This window comes from Bradyrhizobium yuanmingense (assembly GCF_900094575.1).
GTDB classification, from domain to species: Bacteria; Pseudomonadota; Alphaproteobacteria; order Rhizobiales; family Xanthobacteraceae; genus Bradyrhizobium; species Bradyrhizobium yuanmingense.
On the sequence record NZ_FMAE01000085.1, the window covers coordinates 1 to 1,961 of the forward strand.

1 protein-coding gene and 1 pseudogene are annotated in these 1,961 nt (G+C 57.1%); both read left to right on the forward strand.

Translation table 11 applies throughout. From position 1 onward, the window contains the following. Nucleotides 1-362: pseudogene (locus GA0061099_RS43390) on the forward strand (DDE-type integrase/transposase/recombinase); the annotation flags it as partial. Between the two features lie 912 nt (nucleotides 363-1,274). Continuing rightward, entirely contained in the window at nucleotides 1,275-1,703 is a 429-nt protein-coding gene (locus tag GA0061099_RS42660) for an MATE family efflux transporter (RefSeq protein ID WP_244621063.1), read from the forward strand. Nucleotides 1,704-1,961 lie beyond the last annotated feature (258 nt).

Here is a 1,961-nt window from a genome sequence, read left to right on the forward strand (position 1 = left end):
ATATGCAGGTCGAACTCGCATCCGCGGCACTGACCATGGCCATCAACCAGCAACGGCCGCAGACCGGATTGATCCACCACTCCGATCGCGGCGTGCAGTATGCCTCACAAGCCTATCGCAACGTCCTCACCGGCGCCGGCATCATGGCATCATGAGCCGCAAGGCCGATTGCTACGACAATGCCCTGATGGAGAGCTTCTTCCATACCTTGAAAACCGCGCTGGTCCATCATCGCGACTACAACACCCGCGCGAGGCCCAGCACGATATCTTCGCCATATCGAGGGCTTCTACCGCCGAACAAGGCTCCACTCCGCCATCGGATATGTCGCCCCGATCGAAATGGAGCTAAAAGCCGCTTAACCCGTCCACTTTTTCGGGGGAAGATCAGTCTCCCATTGCGGCAAGCTGTCGGACCAGCTTAGAGAGTGCCTGAAGACGTGGGGCCGACCGATTCTGGTAGTTGTGCCGCAGCTTTTTCCGATGGATGTATCCCACGTCAGCTTCTTCCGCCGCTGAGGCTGGCTGTGTGGGAGTTAGCGGCGCGTGGTAGGGACAGCGCTTCTTCTCTCTCATCGAGCGCCGAGTCACGTGCCCGCTAGCTTCAACCATAGGGCCAACGGATGCACATATGAGGTTGGTCTCGCGTTCGAAAGCGCCAACGCGCTGCTGGCCAGTCTCGTTGATGCTGCACGCCGTCGAGTTTGACCGGTTCGCGGTCCTCCTGCATCACCGCCGTGACGAGCAGTGGCAGAATCTTCCTCGTCTTTAACCACTACTGCGAGTCGACCGGAGATGGTCCGGTTCATCGTGAACTGCACGACGGATGGGGACACTCCTAACGCGTCAGCCGCGGCGTCGCGCCAAAGCTGGCGGCTCAAAGCATCACATTTCGCTCGCCGCGGGCACGATCATCGTAAGAGCCGAGGGTAACACACGATTCAGCATGTGGACGATGATGACCGCCTTCATACTGAAAGTTGTGCTCGATCCGGTCTTCATATTCTTCCTGGACCTGGTGTGCGAGGCGCAGCCCTCGCAACGCTGGCATCTCAGATCGCAGCCATAAGCCTCTATATATCGCGTATTCTACGAATGCTCGCGGGATAGTCCGCGTCAGGGCCACTCACATGTCAGTACGAGCAGATCGCATCAGACAGCTCGCATTCATAGGGGCGCGGGCGAGTATAACCAACAGTTTATCTGCCGTTGGCTTGATGCTCTTCGGAGCCGTTCGGCGAGAATGCGATCGCCGCGGTGGGAATAGCTATTCGATTGCTGACGATCGGCGCACTGCCTGTCACCGGCTTCTGTATAGGCTCTCAAGCTATCCTGGGTTTCGGTTGGGGCGCACCAGACTTTGCTCGCGTATTGAAGGCTGCGAAGTTGATGCTCTCGATGACTGTCGCTCTTTCCGTTGCCTATTCTGCGGCCGTTGTGATCTTTGCCCGGCCTTTGGTCAGGCTGTTCAGTGATAGCGAGAATGTCACGAAAGTTGCGGTCTCGACCTGCATCGTCTTCCATCTCTTTTTTTGGGCTTTTTGTTATTCAGAGCGTCGTCACAACGATGCTTCAGTCGTTCGGGAGAGCACGTCTCAGTGCAGTTGTTTCCTTGGCGAGGCAGGGATATCTCTTCGTACCGGCCGTACTATTCCCGCTCATGTGGGGTTTCAATGGACTTTTGGCCAGTCAAGCAAGCGCTGAGCTGGACCCCGGAATGATCGCGCTTATTGTGATGTTCCACCAACTCGCTCAGATCGGACGAGCGCTGCGGCACCCCGCTTCAAAAGCGCTCGAGATCGCGGGTTGAGCTGACAACGGACATCATCGGGAATCCAGCGCATTGAGTCTTCTCCCCGGGCCAGATCCGGGTACTGTCCAGAATCTTTCGCACTTTTGATCAGGCGACGGCTCCGGTTTCAGAGAGTTGTGGCTGATAGAGCGGTCGCATGTTCATGTAGC